Origin of the sequence: Clostridium sp. J1101437_171009_A5 (genome assembly GCF_015547905.1) — a bacterium.
Lineage (GTDB): Bacteria > Bacillota > Clostridia > Oscillospirales > Oscillospiraceae > Pseudoflavonifractor_A > Pseudoflavonifractor_A gallinarum.
The window spans coordinates 1-24,086 of record NZ_JADMVY010000019.1 but is presented as its reverse complement, the minus strand read 5'-3'; the positions used below and the strand labels follow the sequence as shown (position 1 = coordinate 24,086).

Annotated in this window: 19 protein-coding genes and 1 pseudogene; 13 read left to right on the top strand and 7 right to left on the bottom strand. The window is 51.7% G+C overall.

The window, feature by feature from the left end; translation table 11 throughout:
- Positions 1–3: 3 nt before the first annotated feature.
- The 12 genes and pseudogenes from I2C21_RS16590 (at position 4) to I2C21_RS16535 (ending at position 13,008) form a co-directional block, all read left to right on the top strand.
- Positions 4–627, top strand: a complete 624-nt coding sequence (locus I2C21_RS16590; RefSeq protein ID WP_009323498.1) for a hypothetical protein — start codon at positions 4–6, stop codon at positions 625–627.
- Positions 590–1,609: a DNA-methyltransferase gene (locus tag I2C21_RS16585; protein ID WP_286167342.1), complete on the top strand. Its 1,020-nt coding sequence runs from the start codon at positions 590–592 to the stop codon at positions 1,607–1,609. Before I2C21_RS16590 ends, I2C21_RS16585 begins: the two co-directional genes overlap by 38 nt.
- On the top strand, positions 1,609–3,813 hold the full coding sequence (locus I2C21_RS16580) for a C40 family peptidase (RefSeq protein WP_195279806.1): 2,205 nt from the start codon (positions 1,609–1,611) through the stop codon (positions 3,811–3,813). Before I2C21_RS16585 ends, I2C21_RS16580 begins: the two co-directional genes overlap by 1 nt.
- Positions 3,814–3,829: 16 nt before the next feature.
- Complete coding sequence (locus I2C21_RS16575) at positions 3,830–4,066, top strand: DUF4315 family protein (RefSeq protein ID WP_006573549.1); 237 nt, start codon at positions 3,830–3,832, stop codon at positions 4,064–4,066.
- On the top strand, positions 4,059–4,838 hold the full coding sequence (locus I2C21_RS16570; RefSeq protein WP_195279805.1) for a DUF4366 domain-containing protein: 780 nt from the start codon (positions 4,059–4,061) through the stop codon (positions 4,836–4,838). Before I2C21_RS16575 ends, I2C21_RS16570 begins: the two co-directional genes overlap by 8 nt.
- Positions 4,835–6,904, top strand: coding sequence for a DNA topoisomerase 3 (locus I2C21_RS16565; RefSeq protein ID WP_195279804.1), 2,070 nt, complete (start codon positions 4,835–4,837; stop codon positions 6,902–6,904). Before I2C21_RS16570 ends, I2C21_RS16565 begins: the two co-directional genes overlap by 4 nt.
- Positions 6,901–7,659, top strand: coding sequence for an adenine nucleotide alpha hydrolase family protein (locus I2C21_RS16560; protein WP_195279803.1), 759 nt, complete (start codon positions 6,901–6,903; stop codon positions 7,657–7,659). The genes I2C21_RS16565 and I2C21_RS16560 overlap by 4 nt, the downstream gene beginning before the upstream one ends.
- A 16-nt stretch (positions 7,660–7,675) precedes the next feature.
- Positions 7,676–9,565 (top strand): DUF3849 domain-containing protein, encoded by a 1,890-nt coding sequence (locus I2C21_RS17865; RefSeq protein ID WP_195279802.1) that lies wholly within the window; start codon positions 7,676–7,678, stop codon positions 9,563–9,565.
- Positions 9,566–9,577: 12 nt separating this feature from the next.
- Positions 9,578–10,771 carry a MutS N-terminal domain-containing protein gene (locus I2C21_RS16550; protein WP_195279801.1) on the top strand — a complete coding sequence of 398 codons (1,194 nt, stop codon included), beginning with the start codon at positions 9,578–9,580 and terminating at the stop codon, positions 10,769–10,771.
- Between the two features lies 1 nt (position 10,772).
- On the top strand, positions 10,773–10,988 hold the full coding sequence (locus tag I2C21_RS16545) for a transposon-transfer assisting family protein (RefSeq protein WP_033121895.1): 216 nt from the start codon (positions 10,773–10,775) through the stop codon (positions 10,986–10,988).
- Positions 10,981–12,790 (top strand): annotated as a pseudogene (locus tag I2C21_RS16540) (antirestriction protein ArdA). Before I2C21_RS16545 ends, I2C21_RS16540 begins: the two are co-directional and overlap by 8 nt.
- Positions 12,787–13,008 carry a hypothetical protein gene (locus I2C21_RS16535; RefSeq protein WP_021747349.1) on the top strand — a complete coding sequence of 74 codons (222 nt, stop codon included), beginning with the start codon at positions 12,787–12,789 and terminating at the stop codon, positions 13,006–13,008. Before I2C21_RS16540 ends, I2C21_RS16535 begins: the two are co-directional and overlap by 4 nt.
- A gap of 153 nt (positions 13,009–13,161) precedes the next feature.
- On the opposite strand, the gene I2C21_RS16530 is transcribed toward I2C21_RS16535, so the two are convergent.
- Positions 13,162–13,491 (bottom strand): helix-turn-helix domain-containing protein, encoded by a 330-nt coding sequence (locus I2C21_RS16530; RefSeq protein WP_006573527.1) that lies wholly within the window; start codon positions 13,489–13,491, stop codon positions 13,162–13,164.
- A 151-nt stretch (positions 13,492–13,642) separates the two neighbouring features.
- Here I2C21_RS16530 and I2C21_RS16525 point away from each other — a divergent pair, with 151 nt between their 5' ends.
- On the top strand, positions 13,643–14,218 hold the full coding sequence (locus tag I2C21_RS16525) for an SLOG family protein (RefSeq protein WP_147561347.1): 576 nt from the start codon (positions 13,643–13,645) through the stop codon (positions 14,216–14,218).
- 276 nt (positions 14,219–14,494) lie between these two features.
- On the opposite strand, the gene I2C21_RS16520 is transcribed toward I2C21_RS16525, so the two are convergent.
- The 6 genes from I2C21_RS16520 to I2C21_RS16495 all read right to left on the bottom strand — a co-directional run bounded on the left by I2C21_RS16520 (position 14,495) and on the right by I2C21_RS16495 (position 23,989).
- Complete coding sequence (locus tag I2C21_RS16520) at positions 14,495–15,106, bottom strand: hypothetical protein (protein WP_147561345.1); 612 nt, start codon at positions 15,104–15,106, stop codon at positions 14,495–14,497.
- A gap of 75 nt (positions 15,107–15,181) precedes the next feature.
- A complete protein-coding gene (locus tag I2C21_RS16515) occupies positions 15,182–17,230 on the bottom strand; it encodes an ATP-dependent DNA helicase (RefSeq protein WP_195279800.1) in 2,049 nt (682 codons plus the stop codon).
- Positions 17,231–17,259: 29 nt separating this feature from the next.
- Positions 17,260–18,651: an NYN domain-containing protein gene (locus I2C21_RS16510; RefSeq protein WP_195279799.1), complete on the bottom strand. Its 1,392-nt coding sequence runs from the start codon at positions 18,649–18,651 to the stop codon at positions 17,260–17,262.
- A 25-nt stretch (positions 18,652–18,676) separates the two neighbouring features.
- Positions 18,677–21,766: a type I restriction endonuclease subunit R gene (locus I2C21_RS16505; protein WP_195279798.1), complete on the bottom strand. Its 3,090-nt coding sequence runs from the start codon at positions 21,764–21,766 to the stop codon at positions 18,677–18,679.
- Between the two features lie 16 nt (positions 21,767–21,782).
- Entirely contained in the window at positions 21,783–23,606 is a 1,824-nt protein-coding gene (locus tag I2C21_RS16500; protein ID WP_353654834.1) for a GmrSD restriction endonuclease domain-containing protein, read from the bottom strand.
- Positions 23,607–23,629: 23 nt separating this feature from the next.
- Entirely contained in the window at positions 23,630–23,989 is a 360-nt protein-coding gene (locus tag I2C21_RS16495) for a hypothetical protein (protein WP_118647555.1), read from the bottom strand.
- Positions 23,990–24,086: the final 97 nt, after the last annotated feature.

Below are 24,086 nucleotides of genomic sequence, written 5' to 3'. Positions count from 1 at the left end.
AATATGAATAAGAACTTCAATCTTGAGAACGCCAAGAGCATCATCGCAGAAGCCAGCGGTGTCCCCGTAAACACCACGTTTGGCAGCATCACCAAGCCGATTGACCTTCTGCTTGAGGTCATCGACATGAGCGCCGATCTCATTGCCCTCATCCACGAGGAAACCGAACTGAAAAAGCACCATCGCGCCTACCTCCACGTTCATGAGGAACTGGAGGACTGCGCCGACCAGATGGCAGAGCGTATGCAGGAGATTTTCGATGAGACCACTGACTGTGTGATCAAGCTGATGAAGGATGTCCACGAGACGTTCCGAGTCCGCAAGCAGGAAGCGGCTGAGGACGATGCCGATACCGTCACCATCGCCAAGGAAGACTACGAAACCATGATCGACGATCTGCTCACGATGTCCGAAATCATTCAGTGCGTCGCAGATATGCGCACGCAGGATGTGAAGGCAATCCGCGAGTTCGGCAAGTTCGTCCCCGCCTTTGCCGCCTTTGAGAAGAACCGCCTGAGCCTCTATCGTGAGGCGGCGAAGGAAGCCGAGGAAATCTTCGACCGTTGGGCGGACGAGATTGACGATCTCGATGAGGACTACGAGCCGGACGAGTTCTTCTCTGACTGAGCCGTCCGGCTCTCAAAGGAAGGAGCTGATACCCATAGAGCTTGACATCATTCATACCGGCGATTGCCTTGAAATCCTGAAAACTCTGCCCGATGACAGCGTTCATTGCTGTGTGACGTCCCCTCCGTATTACGCGCTCCGCGATTACGGCATGGATGCTCAGATCGGCAGAGAGGCAACGCCGAAGGAATACATCTCGCGCCTGACGGAAGTGTTTACCGAAGTCAGGCGCGTTTTGCGTCCGGATGGAACGCTCTGGCTGAACATTTCAGACACCTACGCCGGAAAGGGCAATCAGGGTGATTTTAATGACCCGAAGAACCCCAACGGCAGAAACGGTCAGGCTGTGGCTCTCAACAACAAGGTTGAGGGCTGCAAGCCGAAAGACATGATCGGCATTCCGTGGATGCTGGCTTTTGCCCTCCGCGATACCGGCTGGTATCTGCGCAACGACATCATCTGGATGAAGGATAACCCCATGCCGGAGAGCGTCAAAGACCGCTGCGCCCGCTGCTACGAGCATATTTTCCTGTTCTCCAAGTCCAAGAAGTATTTCTTCGACTACAAGGCAATCTCCGAGCCGATTGCCCCCGCAACGGCAGAACGCCTCAAGCGCGGCATGAAGGGCGGCAACAAATACGGAAAGCCCGTTCCCGGTCAGCCTCAGCCGCAGTCCATCAACCGCCCCCGCGAGCATGGTGAGATCAAGGACAGTGACATCAATACGCTCCGCAACAAGCGCGATGTCTGGAAGATCAACACCGTCCCCTTCAAGGGCGGTCACTATGCCGCCTACCCTCCAAAGCTGGTTGAGACCTGTCTTCTCGCCGGTTGTCCCGAAGACGGCATTGTGCTTGACCCATTCATGGGAAGCGGCACAACCGGCATGGTTGCCGCGCAGATGGGGCGTCATTTCGTCGGCATCGAGCTGAATCCGGCGTACACCGAGCTTGCCTACAAGCGGATCGGAGGTGAAATCTGATGTCCAAGGAACCGGAACTCAAAGCCCGCGACAAGGTAGTTCTGCGGATGACGCGAGACGGCGCGGTCGAGAAAAACCTGACGGCTGGCACCGAGCAGCGTGTGTCAAAGCGGCTGGAAGAAGCAGAGTTGGTGAAGTCCGCTGAGACAGTCGCGCCTTCCGAAGCTCTTTCTGCGGAGGAACAGAAAAAGGTGCAGATGCGCCGTCAGCACTGTCAGTTTCAGGCGGAACACGCCGAGGATAACGACACACAGCCGCCCTCGGAAACGTCCGTCACAGAAGAGAAAAGGGCAGAAAATCCACCCCAGAATGCACCTGAACCGCTGCCCTCGGAAACGCCGTTCAATCCCCCTGTTTTGGAGCAGCACGGCGTTTCTTCGCATACCGGCACGGTGATTGCCGAAACGGTTGTCACCCACAAGCTGCGCAAGACCTCTGCGGTTGAAGCCGTTGATGCAGATGCCGTTCTCACTCAAGCGGCGGAGACTGCCTCTGCAAAGCCGCTCTCGGGCGATGCCGTCCCGCCCACGAAGCGGATGCAGAAGCTCGAAAGGAAGTCTGAGAAGGCACATGAGCGTCTGGATGCTGCCCGTGAAAAGCTGCCCACGCACAAGGTTCTCAAGAAAGAGCGTGTCTTTGATGAAGAGACCGGAAAGGGCAAAACCCGCCTTCATTTTGAGGATGCGCTGAAAAAGCCCAAGAGCAAAGGCAAGCTGCAATTTGAGGCAGATAAAACCGTCCGCAAGGTCGGTGACACCCTTGCTTCCGGCATTCACGGCAAAATCCATGAGGTCGAGCAGGAAAACTCGGCGGTTGAGGCGGCGCATAAAACAGAGATTGCCGCTGAGACCGCTGCGAGGCATTTCCGTCATCATCGGGAAAGCAGCGTCAACAAGCCTTATGAGAAGGTTTCCAAGCTGGAACACAAGGCGGATGCTGCGGATGCGAAGCTCCAATATGAAAGAAATCAGCAGGAGCATCCTGAGATGAAGAAGCAGAACATGAACAAGCACTACCAGAAGCAGAACATCAAGAAGGAATATGCCGCTGCACGGAATGCCGGTTCTCAGACTGCCGGGACTGCCACGAAGAATACCGGCAAGAAGCTCGGCGAAAAGGTGTCCGACAAGCTCAAGGAGTTCTTTGAGAACAACAAGAAGGTCTTCATCTGGATCGGCGTCGGAGTTGCCCTTCTCGTTTTGCTCGGTGCCGGTATCAGCTCGTGTTCGATGCTCACCTCTACCGGCTCGTCGGTTATCGCTTCCTCTTATCTCAGCGAGGATGACGCGATGCTCGGCGCGGAGGCGCAGTATTGCCGGATGGAGCAAGAGCTGCAAAGCTATCTGGATAACTATGAAGGCACTCATGACTATGACGAATATCACTTCAATCTGGATGATATTGAGCATGACCCCTATGTGCTGATCTCCATTCTCTCGGCTCTCCATGAGGGCGAGTTCACGCTGGATGAGGTGCAGGGTACGCTCCAAATGCTGTTTGAAAAGCAGTACATCCTCACCGAAGAGGTCATCGTCGAAACCAGATACCGCACGGAAACCGACACATGGACGGATGCAGACGGCAACACGCACACGGAAACCTACCGCGTCCCGTATGACTACTACATCTGCAATGTGAAGCTCGAAAACTTCAATCTCTCCCATGTCCCGGTCTACATCATGTCTCAGGAACAGCTCTCCATGTACGCAACGTATATGTCGGTGCTGGGAAACCGCGAGGATCTGTTCGGTGACTCTCCCTATGTGGACAAGTACATCACAAATCCGCCCGCCGACTACGATGTCAACCCGGAATACCTGAACGACGAGAGGTTTGCAACGCTGATTACCGAGGCGGAAAAGTATCTCGGCTATCCGTATGTGTGGGGCGGCTCCAATCCCGACACGTCCTTTGACTGCTCCGGCTTCGTCAGCTACGTTCTCACGAACAGCGGGCTTGTAAATACCGGGCGGCTGGGCGCACAGGGGCTTTACAACGTCTGTACGCCGGTTTCAAAGGCGAATGCACAGCCCGGTGATCTTATCTTTTTCGTCGGAACGTATGACACCCCCGGCGTGTCTCACGTCGGCATTTATGTTGGTGATGGGGTCATGATCCACTGCGGCGATCCCATTCAGTACACATCCATCAACTCTTCCTACTGGCAGCAGCATTTCTACGCCTTCGGAAGACCCGCCTATTAAAAGAAAGGAGTTTTGCATGAATCCCAAGTATCAGAAAGTCCTCTCCGACATCGAGAAGGCTGAAAAGAAGAAATCCGAAATCGAAGGTCAGCTCAAGGAGCTGTATGACAAGAAGACAGAGCTGGAAAACCTTGAAATCATCAATACCGTGCGCTCTATGGTGATGGACAAGGATCAGATCATGGCGTTCCTGTCTTCCATGAAGGGCGGCACCAAGCCCGCTGAAAATACGGAGGTAATCGACAATGCGTAAGAAGTTTCGTTTTCTGACCGTCCTTGCGGTCTGCGTCATGGTTCTGTCCTGCTTCTCGGTGACGGCGTTTGCCTATGCCGATGATACCGATCAGAACCTTCCGGTCACTGAGACAACCCAGCCGGAACAGCAGCCTGAAACCACACCCGCGCCGGAAAAGCCGAAGGGTGAGCCGATTGACGATGAGGGCAACGCCTACACCCGCGACTTGCTCTATGACAAGGCAACCAACAAGCAGTTCATCACTGTCCAGACGAAAAGCGGCAACACCTTCTTCATTGTCATCGACTACGATGCGCCCATCAACGAGGATGAGGAACAGTATCAGACGTACTTCCTGAACATGGTCGATGAGAGCGATCTGCTTGCGCTGCTGGATGAAGACACTGCGGCTGCGCTGACCACCTGTAACTGCAAGGAGAAATGCGCTGCCGGTCAAGTCAACACCGACTGCCCGGTCTGCAAGACCAACATGAGCGAATGCACCGGCACAGCTCTCGCTACACCTGAGCCGGACAAGGATGCGGAAACCGATGTCCCCGCGCCCAAACCCGAAAAGAAGTCCAACGTCGGCATGATCCTCGTCATCTTTGTCCTTGCCGGTGCTGCGGGTGCAGCCTATTACTACATCAAGTTCGTCAAGGGCAGAAAGCCCAAGGATGAGGACATGGACTTTTTCGACGATGAAGGCTACGAGGAAGAGCCGTACATCAACGAGGATGATGAGCCGCAGATTGCGGAGGACGCTGAAACGGATGGTGATGAAGATTGATCTTAGTCATTGCTGAAAAGCCCAGCGTTGCCCAGTCCATCGCAAAGGTTCTGGGCGCAACGTCCCGAAAGGACGGCTATATGGAGGGCGGCAATTACATCGTTTCGTGGTGCTTCGGTCATCTGGTGGAGCTGGCAGACGCCAGCTCCTACGATGAGCGGTATGCCAAGTGGCGGTATGACGATCTGCCCATTGTTCCGGAAAGCTGGATGTTTGAGGTCACGAAGGACAAAGCACAGCAGTTCAAGGTGCTGTCCGCTCTCATGAAGGACAAGCGCGTCACCGAGCTGGTCTGCGCAACCGATGCAGGGCGCGAGGGTGAGCTGATCTTCCGGCTGGTCTACAACAAAGCTGGATGCACCAAGCCCTTCAAGCGTCTGTGGATCAGCTCATTGGAGGACTCCGCCATCCGCGAAGGCTTCAACCATCTCCGGGACGGCAAGGAATATGACCGCCTCTATGAAGCGGCACTCAGCCGCTCGAAGGCAGACTGGATTGTCGGTATCAACGGCACCCGCCTTTTCACCACGCTCTATCACAAGAAGCTGGTGGTCGGGCGCGTCCAGACGCCAACCCTTGCAATGCTGGTGGAGCGCGACGGGAAAATCTCCACCTTCCAGAAGGAGAAGTATTTCAATGTCCACGTTGGTAAGGGCGATCTGACCGCCGATTTGGAAAAGGTCAAAACCAAAGAGGAAGCAAAAAGAATTGCGGCGGCTTGCGAGAAAAAGCAAGCCGTCGTTTCTTCTCTCAAGCAGGAAACGAAGACGGTCAATCCTCCGAAGCTATATGATCTGACCACCTTGCAGCGCGAGGCAAACCGATATTACGGCTTCACTGCCCAGCAGACGCTTGATCTCGTCCAGACGCTCTACGAAAAGAAGCTCCTGACCTATCCGCGCACGGACAGTCAGTTCATCACAGACGATATGGAGGACACTGCCCGTCAGGTCATTTCCATCGTCTGCCGTCAGCTTCCGCTTTTCTCCGGCGTTTCGGTCACTCCGGACATTGCCCGCGTAACCGACAACAGCAAGGTCACAGATCACCACGCCATTCTTCCGACCGTCCAGCTTGAAAAGCAGGATGTTTCCGCTCTCCCTCAGTCGGAACAGAAAATCCTCAATCTTGTCGGGATGCGCCTTCTGTGTGCAACCGGCGAGAAGCACACCTACGCGGAAACGCAGATCACGCTCTCCTGCGAGGGCTACGAGTTCAAAACCAAGGGGAAGACCGTCGTTCAAAACGGATGGAAAGCCATCGAAGAGCTGTTCAAGGCATCCCTCAAGACGAAGGAAAAGGACGATCCCATGAAGTCCCTGCCCGAAGTCCATGAGGGTGATGTTCTGGATAGTGTGTCCGCCAGCGTTACGGAACACTTTACGACGCCTCCGAAGCAATACACGGAAGACACGCTCCTGTCTGCAATGGAGACTGCCGGAAACGATCAGTTTGACGATGACACCGAGAAGAAAGGTCTCGGAACACCCGCGACCCGTGCCGGTATCATTGAAAAGCTGGTGAAATCCGGCTTTGCAGAGCGCAAAGGCAAATCCCTCATTCCCACGAAGGACGGCTGCAACCTTGTCTGTGTTCTGCCGGAACAGATCACCTCTCCCGCAATGACTGCGGAATGGGAAAACACGCTCATGGAGATCGAACGCGGCAATGCGGATGCAGACGCCTTCCTCAGCGGCATTGTCCAGATGACCGGGGATCTCGTGAAAGCCTACCCGTTCCTCTCCGATGCCGAAGCCCAGCGTTTCGGCACGGGCAAGGAGGAAATCGGCAAATGTCCCCGCTGCGGCTCTCCGGTCTATGTCGGCAAGGGCAACTTCTACTGCTCAAACAGGGAATGCTCCTTCTGCCTGTGGGAAGACAATAAGTTCTTTTCCAGTAAGAAAAAGAAGCTGACCAAGAAGATTGCAAAGGAGCTGCTGGACAAGGGCTGGTGCCGAGTGACCGGGCTTTACACGCCGAAGAAGCCTCAACTCTATGATGCGGTGATCCGTCTGGATGACAGCGGCGGCAAATACGTCAGCTTCAAGATGGAGTTTGACCGATGACTCGCCCGAAGTATGTTGCCTCTTGCAGCGGAGGCAAAGACAGCGTAGCGACGCTCCTGCTGGCTGCACAGCACAATGAGCCGCTGGACGAGGCAGTTTTCAGCGAGGTCATGTTTGATAAGGACACAAGCGGCGAAATCCCTGAACACAGGGACTTCATCTATGACCGGCTCAAGCCCTTCTGTGAAAAAGAGCTGGGCGTCAAGTTCACCATTCTCCATGCAGACAAGACCTACGATGAGGTGTTCCATCATGTCATCACCCGCGGACCGCACAAGGGCGAGGTTCGCGGCTTTGCATGGGCTGGTATGTGTGCAGTCAATCGTGACTGCAAAATCCCGCCAGTCCGCAAGTACAATGCCGCACTCTCGCCGGACACTGTGAGCTATGTCGGCATCGCGGAGGATGAGCCAAAACGCCTTGCTCGTCTGGATGGAATAACGAAGGTCAGTCTGCTTGCCAAATACGGTATGACCGAGGCGGACGCCTACAAGCTCTGTCAGGAACACGGGCTGCTTTCCCCAATCTACGCTCACTGCCGAAGAAACGGTTGCTGGTTCTGTCCCAACGCAAGCGACGAAGAGCTGTTGCACATGATTACAAAACACCCGGATATGTTTGACCGGCTGATTGAATGGGAGAACGAGGATAACATCTTCCATCGTCGGATGACGCGCAGAGAAACCCCATCTGAGGTAAAGGCTCGTTTACTGAGCAAATCCCAGACGGGGTTTTCTTCGCCCAAAAGCAAATAAGAAATGGAGGTTTGAGATGGCTGAAAACAAAAATGCACAGCAAGTCCGCGAGATTACGGACAAGCTGGAACAGGGCATCAAGGAGCTTTTTGAATCCGAGCGATTCAAGGAATACCTCCGCACGATGTCCAAGTTCTACAACTATTCCTTCAACAACACGCTGCTCATTGCGATGCAGAAACCGGAGGCAACCTATGTTGCCGGTTATACCTCGTGGCAGCGCAACTTTGACCGTCAGGTCATGAAGGGTGAAAAGGGCATCAAGATTCTTGCACCCGCGCCGTACAAGGCGCAGGAAGAGCGTGAGAAGATTGATCCTTTGACGCAGAAGCCGGTGATTGGCGCAGATGGGAAGGCTGTCACGGAAACGGTTGAGGTCCTGCGTCCTGCCTTCAAGGTGGTAAGTGTCTTTGATGTTTCCCAGACGGACGGCAAGGAGCTTCCGGACATTATCGTCGATGAGCTGAAAGGCACCGTCGAAAACTACGAGGCGTTCTTCGACGCGCTCAGGCAGGAATCTCCCGTCCCTATTTCCTTTGAGGACATTCCGGGCGGTGCAAAGGGATTCTTCTCGCCGGTTGAAAGCCGCATTGCCATTCAGGAGGGCATGAGCGAAATCCAGACGGTCAAAACCGCCATTCACGAGATCGCCCACGCAAAGCTCCACGCCGTCAAGCCGGATGAGAAAGCCGCGCCAGAAGATAAGAAGGATCGGCACACCAAGGAGGTTGAAGCGGAAAGCGTTGCCTACACCGTCTGCCAACGGTACGGCATTGAAACATCGGACTACTCCTTCGGTTACATCGCCGGTTGGTCATCCGGCAAGGAAACCAAGGAACTGAAAAGCTCTCTGGACACCATCCGCAAGACGGCGGCTGAGATGATCGAGGGCATTGACGCCAAGCTCAAGGTGCTGCTGGCAGAGAAAGCACAGTCCGCAGAGATGGAAGTCGAAGCTCCCGTAAAGGAAGCTGTTTCGGAGGAAAAGCCGGAAGTCCCCATTTACCGCGAGACGGCGAATTACGCCTATGAAGCCGGTGAGATGGACGCATATCGTGCTTCTCTCGCCGCAAACGTGGAATGCCGCCGTGCGATTGAGGCGGCAATCAGTTCTAACTACGGAGACAATCGGCTGGATGCGGATGCTGCCGTGAAAAGCGTCATTGAGCAGTTCTCTCCGGAGCGCGTCCGGTATGTCCTCGCAAACACCATCCAGCAGAAAGACTCTGACGGGCGTATTCCGCAGCCCCTCAAGGAATGGACGAAGAGCGTTGAGGTCTGTCCGGAGAATGCCTCCCGCTTCCTTGTGGATAAACCCAATCCCGGACTGACCGCCCTTTTCGTCGATGCGTTCCGCCAGCAGACCGAAGCTCAAAAGGAAGTCACTTCTGAGAAAACAGAGGAAAGAGACCCGGAGGTCGTTGCATGGGAAAGCGATGAGATTACCTCTATTGAGGTAAAAACCGTGGAGGTCAAGCCTCCCGTTGTCCCCTTGCCGGAGGAAGCAGCGCAAGCACCGAAGGCACACCGTCTGACCGCCGAAGAGAAGGAAATCAAAGCCGCCGTCATGGACACGCTCAAGGGGCAGATTGCCTATAACAACGACGGAATGCGGGCGTCCTATCGCGCCTCTAACCATTCCTTCAATCTGCTGGCACGGAACGGCGTCAGGATCGAGGGCAACACGGTTACGCAGAACGGTGAGCCGCTGTTCAAAATCCATCGCCGTCATGCGGCGAGGAAAACACAGGGCTGCTATCGTGAGCTGCTGCCGACGCTGGAATACGTCAAGCAGGAGCAGAAGCAGGAAAAACCCTCTATCCGCGATCAGCTCAAAGCTGCCGCAAAACAGCAGCCGGAGAAGAAGTCTCCGGTCAAATCCAAAACGCACGACATGGAGTTGTGAGAAAGGAGACGCATGAAGAAATACACAGACGTTGACATCATCGCGGAGCTGCAGAAGCTCGTGGACAGTCATGTAGACAGCTACAAGGAAGACTTCGACATCGACAAGCGCATCATCCGCCGCGCTGCCGAAAGCCAAAATCCCGAAGACAAAACACTGATGTGGTTCTGCCGTCCGCATGGAACGCACTGTCTCAACGAAAATCAGGTCTTCATTCAGGGGACGCGGGATCACAACACCTTCCGCTTTTACGCGGAACAGACCTACGACGAGTGCATTGCCCGCGTTATTGTCCCGAAAGCCGTTAAGCGCGGCAAGGTCTTCGGAGATGCCTTTGAGATCAACTACCGGGAACAGGCGGCAAATGTGGCGCAGAACTCGATTGCGCCGGATCATGACCGGCTGACCTTCGCAGACGGCTATGTGCTGGACGCACCCTGCCGCAGCAGCTTCGATGCAGCAATGTCTCTGGTCGGTGAGCATGGCGGCGTCAAAACCTACCAGACGCTCCCGAAGGACGCGGATGCTCTGGCGGAAGTGCTGTCCAAGCAGAAAAGCCGCCGTGACAGACTGCCGGAGGCAGAGAGGACAGAGGTGCTTTCGCCTCTGTCCATCTCTGAACTCCGCAAGTACGAAGCGGTCAAAAAGGCGCATCCGGACGCGCTGGTTTGCTTTGCTCAAAACGGCTATTTTGAGCTGTACGGCAAGGACGCAGAGAAAGCCGCGCCCTTGCTCGGCACGAAGCTCCTTGAGAAGAAGGTACGCGGCAAGCCCTCTATGCCGGTGACGGGCTTCCGTGAAGCTGCGTGGGTAGCAGCTTCAAAGAAGCTCTGGCAGTCCGGCGCGGATATCTTTCTCAGCAAGGACGGCGAGACCTTTAAGGAACTCAAAGCCGCAGATTACATTCCTGTCGGCGCGACGCTGAATATGGATGGCATCAAGTGCAGGATTGACGCGGTTGATTTTGCCGCTGATGAAGTCCGGCTGACCAACATTGAGGACAAGAACCGCCCCGTCCGCTTTTCGGAAAGCATCCAGTATGTCCGCTTGTATGTGGAGGATGCCGGTATTGCCGTCTATGACACCGTTCCGAAGAAGCCCGCTGCCCGTGAATCCATCCGCGACAAGCTGAAATCCGCGCAGAAAGCCCCGCCGCCCCACACACCGAAGCCGCAGAAAAACAAAGGAAAGGATATGGAACTCTGATATGAAGAATTTTACCGTGGAAGAAATCAACCTGATGTGCTGCTTCAACACGTCCAGCCGCAAGCGGCTGATCGACGATATGAAGGGCGTCACCCTGAACGACATGGACGGCGAGATCGCAGAGCTGATGTATAAGACCATCCGGAAGCTCGAAGCCATGACGGACACGGAGTTTGAGAAACTGTATATCATGCCGGACGGCATGGTAGATGACTGAAAGGAGGATGCCTATGCCCGTATTAGACGGTGATTTTGAAGCCTTCGTCACGAACCTTGGCAAGTACAACGAGGGTATGCTGGTCGGTGAGTGGGTGAAGCTGCCCACCACAGAGGAAGAGATGCAGAAGGTCTTTGAGCGCATCGGGATCGGCAAGCAGGATGATTTCGGTCAGCCCTACGAAGAATGGTTTATCACTGACTACGAATGCCCGATCTATGGCGTTCAGAAGATGCTTGGCGAGTACGAGAGCCTTGATAAGCTCAACTATCTCGCCGCCTTGATTGACGAGCTTTCCCTGAGCGATCAGGAAAAGCTCGTTGCCATTATAGAAGCCGGGTGCGATGAGGTCAGCGACATCGACGATCTCATCAACCTGACGTTCAATCTGGACTGCTACGACATCATGCCCGGTATCAACGACGAATCCGATCTCGGCTATTATTACGCCCACGAAGCCGGTATCTACTCCGAAAAGGATCTCGGACCTCTGGCAAATTACATCGACTATGAACGCTATGGGCGAGACATTGCGATGGATGAGCAGGGACGCTTCACCGATGAGGGCTATGTCCGTGTCGCAAGCGAACGCTGGGACAGGCAGTTTAACGGTGAGCTGGATGATATTCCCGACGAATACCGGATCACCGGCTCAGGGGAAGCCGCCGAGCGTGACAGCACTATTGCAGTTCTCGTCGTTGAGCCGGGAAAGGAGCCTTATGTGAAGGAGATTGACTCCGGTCTGGAGTCCTTGCAGCATGAGGTCGGCGGCTACATCGAGGCGATTTACCCCTACGAAGACCCGGTTGCCTTAGTCTGCAACGAGGAAGGCAAACTGGAAGGTCTGCCCCTGAACCGCGCTCTGCGTGATGAGGACGGTGACATCTACGATGTTGTTGCCGGAACATTCATGGTAGTTGGCTTGACGGATGACAGCTTCGGCTCTCTGACCGTAGAGCAGATGCAGAAGTTCTCTGACCATTTCAAGGTTCCGGAGCAGTTTGTCAAGCTGGGCGATAAGATTGTGGCGATCCCCATGATCTCGAAGGAACAGCAGAAGCAGGAGAGCATCGAACAGAAAGACTTTGAGATGAACGCTGATACCTCCGGTCTGGCGGTTGCCGGTCACATCGGGACGTGGCACACCATTGACCGGCACGAGGTCGGCGGTCACAGCTTTTATTTGATGGAGCATGACACCTACGGCGACGAGGCGGCTTGCATCATCGTCGATGATCGCGGCAAGCTCGTCCTTGATGATGTCTACAATGGCTTTGACGATGACACGCTCCGCCTTCTCGACCTTGAGGTCAAGGAAGTGCCGGAAATGCCCGATCCTACGCTCTCCGTTCAGGATATGAAGGACTATGGCTACGCATGGGCTGGCGTTCTTCCCGCCGGTCAGGAGGCGGCTGAAAAGGCGATGGAGAAGGGCTGCGAGATTTACCGTCTCTATTCGGATAACACCGAGGGCTTGTGCGTAGATGCCAAGGAGATTGCCGACCATGCGGCAAAGGGCGGAATGCTCGGTATCAGCAAAGAAAGCTGGATGGCAGCTCTTGAGAAGGAAAACTATCTCAAGGCGGCAGAGATGACGATGGAGGATGACTACGGCATGATCGATGGGATCATCAACAACGGTCCGAAGGAGGACAAGACCGCAGAGGTCAAAGCCCCCGAAACCGGCGAGAAGTCCTCCATCATGGACAGACTCGAGTCTGCAAAGGCTGTAAAGCAGAAGGAATGCCACTCCGCAGAGTGTGCGCTCACCCAAAAAGCACAAAGGAGAGATTGAGCTGTGAGCAGAAGTCAGAAATGGCGGCAGGAGTGGTCGTTCTTCATCGGGGACAGCGGACGCCGGAAGTATAACCGCTTCTGCGTCCGCTGCGTCCATAGCTGCAAGCAGAGCTTCCGTGCGGATCTCATCGCCTGTCCGCACTTCTCCCGCAAGGCATCGCGGTGTAGACAGTTAGGGGTCGAAAAAGTCTGTGATTGCAAGCCTCAGAGCGACGAGGAATGACCGCCAAGTGTGATTTTATTCCCCGCACAGTTCCAGCAATAGAGCGAGAATAAGTGTCGATTTCGGCACTTGTTTGAATGCCCGGAAAACGAACCAAAAGCCTCTGTCGATGCCCAGTTTGGGTGTCGGCAGAGGCTCTTTTTTTATGACATATTATGACATATTCAAAATAGCGGACAGCAGCTCTTGAACCTGTTGCCGGTATTCCGGCTTTATATCCGAAATACGTCTGGCAAGCGCAAGGGCTTCCGCTTCTGGCTCATCGGTCCCAAAGATAATTCGGTCCGCACTGACGCCCAGCAAACGGCAAAGACGCTGCAAGGCTTCAAGAGAAATACCGGAAGCACCACGCTCAATAGCGCTCAGGTGATTCGGCGTCATGCCAAGCATTTCTGAGAGCGTGTCCTGCGTATAGCCCGCCTGTTCTCTTGCCACTTGAATATTGCCGCCGATTTCAATATTGATGTCCTTCTTCTCTCGCATAGCCTCACCACCTTTGCATTTAGTGTACCTAACGGCGGTGTCATTATCCACGGCACGCTGTCGTTAATTTTACTAACGACAATGCGTTGACTGTCCGTGATGAGGGTGATAGAATGGAGTTACCTACCAAAAGAGTGAAAGAAGGGGTGTCATGTCGCGCATTATTGAGTTTAGAAAGTCTGCTCAAAAAGCTGAAAAGCAATCCGTTCAAGGCAAGACTTGTGCGTTTACCGGTCATAGACCGCAGAGTCTTCCGTTCGGCTTTGATGAATCCGATAAGCGTTGTACTTCTTTGAAATCTGTTATGCGGGATCAGATTGTAGCACTCATCGAGAACGAGGGCGTCACGCATTTTATTACCGGCATGGCTCTTGGCGTCGATATGTACGCTGCGGAAATTGTACTCGATTTGAAATCAAAATACCCTCACATTACTCTGGAAAGTGCAATCCCTTGTGAGACACAAGCGATCAAATGGTCTGTGGCTTCACGGGAACGGTATTATAATATCGCGGCAAAGTGTGACAAGGAGACCATGCTGCAACGGGAGTACACGTCGGACTGCATGGACAAGAGAAATCGGTACATGGTCGATCACGCCGATTATATTCTCGCAGTATGGAATGGATGTCCCAGCGGTACCGGGAATACCGTGAGATATGCCCACAAAAAGGGCAAGACCGTCATCGTCATCAATCCGGTTTCCCTTGATGTCACGCGGGAATAAGGCAAAAAAATCCCTTCTGAATCAAGCGTTGTGAAAACCGTGAAGTATTTCCCGATAGCGAATACCCATTGCACTGCTCAGTGATTATTGGAAACGTGTACGGCGTATGCTGCCCAGTGAACATCTCCATGGAACACATCGAATTTTCGCGGCATCGCAAAACGGAAAGTGTCACCTTATGGACAGTCCATTGCCGAGGGAAAAATAAATCGCTGGAAACGGGAACGCCCCCGGCACTGTGCGTCTGGCACAGTGTCGGGGGCGTTTTTCCGTGTCTTAGTTATGAGCCAGTTCATTTAGGAGCAGCTTTCGATAGTCCACATCCAAGATGCCGCGATGGAAGTCCATCAAACGGTGTTCGTCGAACAGCTTTTCACAGAGCTTGGTCAGCGGATGATTCATTAGCTTTGCAGAAATGCCAGTCTCGTTGAAAAACCTTGCCCATGTGAAGACCTCTTCTAAATCCTCCTGCCCAAGCGTGGCAGGAATGATAGCGTTGCAGAGACGGACAATGGGGCTGTCCGCAAATCGCTCTGCGACTTCCTCCGGTGTGCATTCATAGCGGTCACAGTCAAAGGAAAGCGCATCCTCAATTTTAAGATAATTTTCGGTTTCATCCCGCGTCAAGGTTATGGTGTAGTCTCCCATACCGGACGGCACATCAATATTCTCCATGACATCAAGCTCGAAACGGGAGCCGCCGATGATCGCTTCAAAGGAGAAGGACTGACAGATTACTGCTGGGTTTTTGTCTATCTTGTCCTCATTCAGAAATGACAGCGGATTATACTCCGTCAGTTCCCAGCCGATTTTACCTCTCTCTGTTTGCTCGGCAATCTGCTGGATCAGATGTTGTTCTTCTTCGTGCAGATTTTCATTGTACAACATGATACACCTCCGTTTTCTGATTGTCGTTTTTTGGGGGGCTGCTCTATGTTTCCGAAGAGACTGCCGTTTGTATCATCATTCCTTGGCTGAGGGCAGACCTTCGTAAAACTTCCTAAGTTCGCCCAAACTGCTTGTCCGATTTTTGATAGGCAGGGAGTCCCATGTAATGTCATGATAGCGTTCCGGCGGCTCGTCCCGCAGTCTTCGGTCGATAATGCAGACAATGCCGGTGTCTGTGAAATTGCGGATCAATCGCCCGATACCTTGCTTGAGCTTGATAATCATTTCGGGAACGCGGACATCCATCAGGGCATCCTTTGCGACGGAACACTTATACTCGATAATTGGATCGGGGACAGGGAACGGAAGCCGGAAAATGATGACATTGGAAAGGCTTTTTCCTTCAATGCTGATTCCTTCCCAATATGCACCCGTCCCCAGAAGTACGGAGTTCGTATCTTCCTTAAACTCAAGCAGCACCTTGTCCTGCGACGATCCCGGCTGCTGCATCAGGATTTTGTACGGAAGATTTTTCTCACTGAGAATGGAGTAGACCTCTTCCATGTCGGTCTTTGCCGTAAACAGCACGAGTGCCTTTCCATTGGAAATGCTCAGGATCTCAAGCAGCCGCTCCACACCCTTTTCAATGAAGGCTTCATGTTCTCTGGTCGGGTGCGGGAGATCGTCGCAATAGTAGATCATGGCGTGTTCATCGTATGGATATGGGGAAGGCTTTGGCTCGGATAAGCAGCCGCGATCACCAGCGGGAAAGCCGGTATTGCTGATAAAGTAAGAATACTGTTCTTCCAGAGACCCGCTCGTGGCGTTCGTCAGCGTGGCAGAGGTCAAGATGGTTCTTTCATCACCATTGAAGTATAGGCGGCTCACAATTTCTTTTGTGTTTTTAGGGCAATAGACGAGTTCCGTGTTGCTGCCGTGCTGCTCAATCCAGATCAGCATATCATCTATCCGGTCAAGAAGCTCTGAAAGGGACTCGCTGACGGCATCCAGATCATCAGAGGCAGCAAAGGAACGGTTGTTTCTGAAATCCATGCTGGAATAAATCTGAATGCTGGACGAAAGGTTGTGTATGGCGGCGTTCATCTCGGTAAGCAGTTCAATCGCACTGCCGCTTTGGTCAAAGAAAAAGCGGTCAGCGTAGCGCATATCCTGATCTGCATCGTCGATCTGCTTTTGAACTTGTGCTTTCAGGCAGTTATAGAAGGCGATGATTGCGCTCTCTGCCTCTCGCTTTTCACCGGACACACTGCTTTGGTCAGAGGGTCGCAGTTCATAGAATGCGCTTTTAATCATTCCAAAGAGCATACCTTGCCCGAAACGCTCCGTTGTGGCACTCCGCACCTTATCATCCAAGTTGTGCGCTTCATCCACGACAAGCAGATCAGCGGCGGCGTTAATCAGTCCGTCCTGCCCGCGTCGTAGTTTCATGAGATGCTGGGTAAGAAAGTCCTGATTGCACAGAACAACACCGTCCGTGTATTTTAACGATGCACGGACCTTGTAATACTTGCATTTCTTTTCGCAGGAGCCGCAATTCTTCATGCTGAACCGCTGCACGTTTACCTTGTCCCAGACGCCTTGCGGCAAAACCTCCGGGAAATCCTTGCGTTCCTCATACCCCTGCTGGATTCCTTCTTTGAGCGCGTCCGGTGGGTCTGCTTTCGGGTCACACATATACTCGTCTGCGCGTTTGTTGCAGAGATAATGGGTCTGTCCTTTTGCGAGGATGACATCTCTGTTCAGCCCAAGAAGGGGCATTACCGCGTGGACATCGCGCCAGAGCTGTTCTTGAAGCGCAATGGTCGAGGTTGCGATGATGACCGGCTTGTTCATGCGTTTGCTGTACAGCAGCACCGGCACAAGATAGCCAAAGGACTTGCCAATGCCCACGCCAGCTTCAATCGCAAAGTGCTGGTCGTTTATGAGGGCGTCCACAATCTCAAATGACATATCCTGCTGTCCTTCACGCATTTCCAATCCATGCTGCGGGGCTTCATCCCAAAAGAAGGTGCTGACTTGCTCACTCATGGAGTACAGCTCTGCTTTTCTGCGCTTTTTCCGTTCCTCCGATGTATTGAATCCAAAATAGAATCTGTTGTCCATCCACATTCCTCCCGGAATAGAAACCAAGGCTATCCGCGTTTCAGTTCAATGCTGACGTTTCCGTTCTCGTCGATGGTCAGCGTCATGTGCTTGATGTGCTTCTCATAGAACTGCCGCCGCTCTGCGGGAGACATTTCGATCCTCGTGTTTCGCAGAGCTGCATCAAACATATCGTTGACGTTCAGGTGAACGGAGTTGTCAATCCAGCGGTACATCTCCTTGAACAGTGCGTTTTTCTTGATGTCCTCGCTGTTGCCGGAGTAGAAGTCATCCAGATAGCAGTAGAATATCCCGGATTCTGCAAGTGCTGCCTTCATATCCGGTCCGCATTTTTCCCGCTCAATCATGACAAGGAATCTGGCATCCGGTAAGGAAGAGATCAGCCCCCAGTAGTCGGAATCGCTTGAGACGATGACGAAGGAATCCACTTGCTTCTGGTAGTGTTCCTGACAGGCTCTTGCGGTGAGCTTGATGTCTACCAGTGATTTGTTCTGCTTGATCCGCTCAATCATGATATGCTCAACGGGAATGCGGGTGTAGTTTTCAAGAATCCGCCATGCCGTAGCGGTGTGTACGTCATCAAAGAGAATGATCGCCGTAATCTTTTGCATGACCTCATAATCAAGATTTTTGAGCGTGGCACACAGTTTGTACGGGTCGGAGTTTTCGCAGTCCACCACCAATACGGTTTTCTCGCTGTCATCTATGAAGTCGTAGATATTGTTTTTTACAAAAGCCCCTGCATCAGAGACTTTACTGTATTCCGTGAAGGCGTCGCAATGCCATTGATAAAGCAGGGTAGCAAACTTCTTATCATTATAGAGGACATTACCCTCGTCCATCGGTACCCAGTTGATATACATTTGATAGGGGTAGTAGGAGAGACTTGCGTAATAAATATCGGCAGCATCTTTCGTTCCGTCCTCTGTCAAACCGTTTGGCATGATGAACAGCTCTTTTATGTACGCCCAGTTAATCCAGATTGGAAAGAGGCTCTTGCAGTTGTTAATGCGGTCTGAAATCAGCCGGTTGATCTCGATAATGTGGTGGCAGAGCTTTGTACTCGACTTTTTTATAAAGCTGATTCCGTCATTTGAAAGCTGCTGCATACTGGAAGCCGGGATGATCTCTGGCATTGAAAGCAGCCCTCGATACTCCATTCGCATGATGTCATTTATTTTCCGGTAGTTGCGCTCAATGGCGGTGCGGATGATACATAGATTACGAATGATACGGGCATTTTTATCCTGTTCAAGCCGGTTGTATATCTCTATCTTCGGCGGCTCGTGTTCATTTTGGAAAATACGAAGCGGGACGCCGATCAGGTAAGCGACCTTTGACACAAGCTCATAGGTGCTGTCTTTGTAGGCAATCTGTTCTCCGGCATATTCGATTCCATTCAACATGACTGAATTGCCCATGATCTACTCCTTTCTCGTAGGGGAGTTAAGCGGTCATTACATTGTCCGTCCACATCTCACACTGGCTCATGACAGTCTGGACAGCATCATCCATACCCTCTGGAGGATATTTGTGTTTTTTCAGCAACCTTTTGACCAGGCGGCGCATTCCAGCTCTTGCGCTCTCTTTCTTTTGCCAGTCTATTGTCTGGTTTTTGCGAAGCAAATCTGTCAGTTCTTTCGTGATAGCAATAAGCTCGTCATGCTCGTAAAAGTCCTTGATTGCTTGCGGCTTTGTGAGGGCATCATAGAAAGCAAGCTCGTCCGCTGTCAATCCGAGTTTTTCACCCTCGGCGGCAGCAGCGGCAATGTCTTTCGCCAGCTTGAGTAATTCTTGAATGACTTCCTCGTTGGTCAGCATTCCGTTCAAATAGCGGTTCATTGCGTTCTGAATGATTTCGGAGAACTTTTCAGACTTGACAATATTTGTTCGACGGTAAACAGAGACCTGTTCGGAAATCAGTTTTTTCAAGAGTTCGACTGCAAGATTCTTCTCCTTCATGTTTGCCACTTCTTCAAGAAACTTCGGATCGAACAACGAAAACTCAGTCTGGACATCGGAGAAGAGGTTGATAACACCTTCGCTCTTGATGCTGTGCTTCAAAAGCTCGTTAATGCGCTCATTTACTTCCGGAAGCGTAAACTTCTTTCCGGTACCGCCTGAAACCAAGCGCACGGTCATTGTTCTTACGGACTCGAAGAAAGCTGCCTCCATGCGAGTTTGCTCGTCTACCAAGCTGCTGCACAGCGAAAGTGCCTGCTTGAGAAGCAGGGCTTCTTTGATAAACACATTCTGTGTCTTCTCATGGTCGGGAAGCTCGTACTCTGCAACACTCTTGCCGAGTATGAAGTTCACTCCGCCGCTGATGAGCTTCGCCCTGTCGAGGTCGCTTCCGGTCATGAATTTCTCATAACTGAATCCGTGGAACAAATCTCTGCAAATAGAGAGCTTTTCAAGGAACTTCGGATATGCAGCCTTGCTTACATCTGTATCACCATAGTTCTTCTTGTCTCTGGCAGTATAGTCGTTCATTGCCTGTTTCAGTGCAGCCGCAATACCGACGTAATCGACAACCAAACCGCCTTCTTTATCTTTGAAGACACGATTGACGCGGGCGATAGCTTGCATCAGGTTGTGTCCAGCCATCGGCTTATAGACATACATCGTAGCAAGGGAGGGAACATCAAAGCCGGTCAGCCACATATCCACGACGATGGCGATTTTCAGCGGAGAGTTGTTGTCTTTGAATTTCCGCGCCATATCGTCCTTATGAGCTTTGTTGCCGATAATCTCACGCCATTCTTCGGGATCGTTATTGCCTTGCGTCATGACCACTGCAATCTTTTCCGTCCACGCTGGGCGTAGCTCAAGAATGCGCTTATAAATCTTCATTGCTATGGGACGCGAATAAGCAACGATCATCGCCTTGCCGGTTAGGATATTCTCACGGTAATTCTCGTAATGATCAAGAATGTCATTTACCAAGGAATTGATCGTCTGGTCGGCACCGAGGATTGCTTCCATCTGACCAAGTTCCTTTTTGCTCTTTTCAATGACATACGGATCGGCGTTGTCAGCCATAATGTCATACTCATTATCGATCAGATGGAGGGTGTTCTCGTCGAGTTTCAGGTGAATCACACGGCTCTCGTAGTAGACGGGTCTGGTCGCGCCATCTTCAACTGCCTGTGTCATATCATAGATGTCGATGTAATCACCGAAGACCTCTCGTGTACTGCGGTCTTTTGTGGAGATCGGTGTTCCGGTGAATCCAATGTAGGTCGCATTAGGAAGCGTGTCTCTTATAATGCGGGCAGTGCCGATAACGGTTTTCGCCTCGACTTCGCCGTTGTCCTTCTGCTTGACCACAACCTTCTCATTGAGACCATATTGCCCACGATGCGCTTCATCAGCCATCACGATAATGTTCCGACGCTCCGAAAGAGCTTCGTTGCTTTCTTCAAACTTCTGCATGGTCGTGAAGATTATGCCGTTTGCCTGTCTGTTTGCAAGCAGTTCTTTCAGATTCTTGCGGCTCTCAGCGTGCTGCGGCGTTTGCCGGAGGAAGTCCTTGCAGCGGGCGAATTGTCCGTAAAGCTGGTCGTCCAGATCGTTACGGTCGGTAATGACAACGATAGTGGGGCTTTCTAACGCTTCTTGCAGATAATGAGCATAGAAGACCATAGACAACGATTTTCCGCTGCCCTGTGTATGCCAGAAGACGCCACCCTTACCGTCCGTCACGGTTGCGTGTTTTGTAGACTCAATCGCCTTTTTGACTGCGAAATACTGATGATACCCGGCGAGTATCTTGAAAGTATTCTGTCCATCCACATTAAAGCAGATGAAGTTTTTCACGATGTCAAGGAAGCGGGTCTTCTCAAACAGTCCTACAAAGAATGTGTCAAATGATGCGTGTTGCGTATTCTCATAGCTGCCGTCTGTTGTTTTCCACTCCATAAAGCGGTCTTCGCCGGACGTGATTGTACCAGCCTTTGAAGTGGTCAAGTCGCTCATGACACATACCGCATTATAAATGAACATAGAGGGGATCTCATACATATAGTTCCGGAGCTGGCGGTATGCTGCGGAAGCATCGGTTTCTTCGCGGGACGGAGACTTCAACTCCACAATGACGAGTGGGAGACCATTGACAAAGAGAATCACATCTGGTCTTTTTTCGGAGTTCTCAATGAAAGTCCATTGATTCGCAACTGTGAACTCGTTACTGGCAGGATTTTTGAAGTCTACAAGGTAAACAAGGGTAGAGCGTTCTTCACCCTTGTCATAGTATTTTACCGGGACTCCGTTTTGGAGGTAGTCCATAAAGACCATGTTCTTCTGCAAAAGCGTTCCGGTTTCAAAGTTCTTGAGCTTATAGATTGCCTCCGTCAGAGCGTCCATAGGCAGGCTCTTGTTGATCCGCTGCAAGGAAGGTAGCAGAACATCCTCATAAAGCGGCGAGTGATAATCGCGCTCCACGTCCGGTCCATAGATATAGTTATAGCCCAGTTCTTCATTGAGAAGCTGCAAGACAGCGTTCTCGTAATTTGATTCTGTAAAATATCCTGCCATAGTTTGTCACTCCCTTTTACGCCAGACTCGCCCCGAACTGATCCAGCGTGTTTTCTGCATCTCTGTCAGTGACGGGCTTATTCATCGCTTTTTCAATTAGGTTTAGAAGGCTTTTTGCTCTGTCGATGAAATAGCCATTGAAGTCATCTGCCTTCAATTCTGCATAGTTGATAAAGTGCGATTCCACCCGTGCTTGCAACTCATTCTCGGTCAGTCCATCAACCTTCTTTAGAATTGCCCCCAGATACTCACTCGGCGCATTTCCGCCAATCGAGCGGTTGGTGGCTGGAAGAATCGGGGTCTTGTTAATGATGGAATTATACCGTTCGCGCTTGATGCCCATTTTCTCGCAATATGCTTCGGGGAATATATGGTGAATATCCGGAGACTCAAGCATACTGTTTACAATGTCAATCGTCGTGTTGTTCATAAAGTCACGACACTTCTCCTTGTAAAGAAGAGCCATTATACCTTTATATGCCGCGCTCAAGCGAGTTTGAAGGGTTAGCAGCCGCGTAGAAGAAAAGACTGCGCTGTTAATCGTGTGCATTGCATTCGGACGTCCATTGACCTCTTCAACCATGTCCTCAATGTCATAGGCATAGCGGGTTTCGTTCGCACCGCCATACATCTCACCCAAAATCCCGCACCAATACCACCGAGAAAGAGTTTTGATTGTGTTTGGCTCATTGCATTTGGATTTTCCGAGAACAGCGCAGATTGCCGCAAGTGGAATCAACTGCGTTGTATAGGGCAAATCTCTTTGACGGAAAACGCACTGATCACGAAGAAGAAACTCCTTTGCGATTTTGAACCCAGACAGCACTGCATCCCGGTTCGCTATGTACGATTCATAAGGAAGTCCCAGAACATCTTTCTTTTTGCAGGAGATTGTGTTTGTCTTTCCAGACTGCTTGTTCAAATAGCTTGTATAGAGACAAACCGTTGTCAGGAAGGTAGTCTCATCAATCCCATCGAACAAGTCTGTTCTCAGCGTGTCACCGAAACCGCAAATTGTATTTCGACACTGCACCCAGTCTTTTCTCAGGTCAAAGTCTCTTGTGGCATAAGTTGCGGTAACAAGCTCAAACACCGTGAGAGGAACACCGCCAGTATTGACGTTCTCAAACACCTTGCACACTGCCTCTCGCGGCGTGGACTTGTCCAGTGTAATCACAGGCAGCTTATACCCGGAAATTGTATTCAGCACATCCGCTTGGAAACGCTTGAACTCGTCCATTGCTTCCGGCTTCATTCCGTAGTGCGTCATGTAGCCCATGAACCAGTCCATAACTGCGTTGCTGTCGAATACGATATTGACCGGAAACAGCTTGTTCTCGTATTCATATTCTCTGGTGGAGAGATCGAGCTTCACATCCCGGTCAAAGTTCTCTTTAATCTTACGGTCTTCGGGGATGGAGAGGACAGCATCAAAACGATCCTCATCATCGTCGAGGCACTTCTCCATTGAGAGATAGTAATAACGCTTAATAGCCTTGCCTTTTTCTGTTTTGGTCGAGACCGGCTCTTTAGAGGATGTTGCCTGATAAATTGAAGTAAGCCGCTGCTGACCATCGAGAATCAAATGCTCCGGCTTCACAGAAACGCCTTTTACGCCCGTAATTGTACGGTATTTGAATTGGATGTCCGGATTGCCGTATTGCAGCCGCATGATGGCACCCATAGGATAACCCTGTGATAAGCTGGCGATAATGCCTCTAATTCGGCTATCATCCCAAGTCCAGTCGCGCTGAAACTCCGGCAACTGCATTGAGCCGGACTTAACTTCCGCTAAAAGCTGACTTAGGTTTGTATCAAGAGATTGTGGTGAAATAATCACGTCTGCGCCTCCTTCATTGAGTCTTACTGATCGGACGAGCCCAGTCTGCTTTCCAAATCTGAAATATCACTGCGTATGGAAGAGATGTCCGACTCAATATCTTCGATTCTCGAAGTTAATGTTATCTGCTGAAATTGAATATCCTCGATCTGCGCGTATAAGCCACGCATTGCCAAAATTAGCTCAACCATCAGCCCCTTGTCATCAAGGGAGAGAAGGCGTTCTTTTTCAGTCTGTATCTTTTGAGCCTCCTGTTGAAGCCGCTCTTCCTCACGAGCTGCTTCTGCTGCGGCTTTCTCAAGACGAAGCCGTTCCTTTTCAAGCCGCTTTTTCTGGCGCTCGTCTTTGCTTCTTTTCAAGCTCTCCTGAACTTTATCAAACATGGTATATCCTCCATATCAGGTAAACGATAATTTAGAGCAGCAAGCGCAAGCAATATATCATGAGCGTTTTGAGACTGTTTCGCCTAATGATTTGCCT